1 protein-coding gene is annotated in these 1,070 nt (G+C 64.0%); it reads right to left on the reverse strand.

What is annotated here, in order from left to right:
- Positions 1-20 precede the first annotated feature (20 nt).
- On the reverse strand, positions 21-1,070 hold a 1,050-nt coding region (locus ACWDTS_RS28125; RefSeq protein WP_450119465.1), incomplete at its 5' end, for an IS1634 family transposase.

Here is a 1,070-nt window from a genome sequence, read left to right on the forward strand (position 1 = left end):
CCTGAGTTAGGACATTTGGCTTAGTACCCCGTTTCGAACCCGAGGCGGGACAGAATTTCCTGTTCGGCGGCCGGGATCTGCGGAGGGAAGTCCTGGACGGCACCGTTGATCGCGATCGTCGAAGTCCGCAGCGGCCGCAATTGCTTGACCACTCGTGCGATCGCGACGCCGGTCTGGTCTTGAACGCAGCGCGCCACGGCCAAGGCCGCGAACACGATGGTCAGGTGTGCTTCGATCGCGTCTTTGGTGCGGTGGAACATCGGCCGTGCCCGCAGGTCGGTCTTCGACATGCGAAACGACTGTTCGACATGCCAGAGGTCGTGGTACTTGCCGATCACCTCACCCGGTTCCATGAGCGTGACCGGGATGTTGGTCACGTAGCCCTTCAGCCCGACGAGCGACCGCGCCCTGCCCAGTGCGGCTTCATCGAGTTGCTGGCCGCCGGCGGTGGTCTTGACGAACCGAGTGGCCTTGGCCTTCTTTGTGCCGTCGACGACCGACTTCGCCCGCGCTTCCTGCGCGTTCAATGTTTGGTTGTCGCGCACGGCGCGTTTGCGGGTGTACTGCCAGATCGCCCGCCACGAGGTGGTGTCCCGAGTCGGGTTCCAGACCGGTTCGGCTCGCTTCTTCACGGTGTTGACCACGCTGCGCGCATGCCGGGGCGTGACGGTGTCGATGATCTGCCCGTCGGTGAACACATCGCCGTGCCAATGGAAATGAGAGGTCAGATCGTTCGGGGCCTTGGTCACCCGGGAGCCGACGATGAACTTCAGACCGGCCTCGTCCAGCGCGGTCAGGTTCGAGGCGGACAGCATGCCTGCGTCGGCGGCGATGACCATCTCCACCCCGTCCAGGTCGTGGCGGGCCTGGAATTGGCGCACCATCGGGACCAGGGTGTGGGTTTCGGCCTTGTTGCCTTCGAAACAGCCGATCTCGAGCGGGAATCCGGTGCGGTCGACGAGCAGGCCGACCACGATCTGCGGATCGACCCGGCGCTCCTTGCTGTAGCCCACCCTGCGGAGGTCGTCTTCCTTCTCGGCCTCGAAGTACAAGGTGGTCACATCGAACAG

The sequence above is a fragment of the Rhodococcus sp. NPDC003383 genome (genome assembly GCF_053589115.1).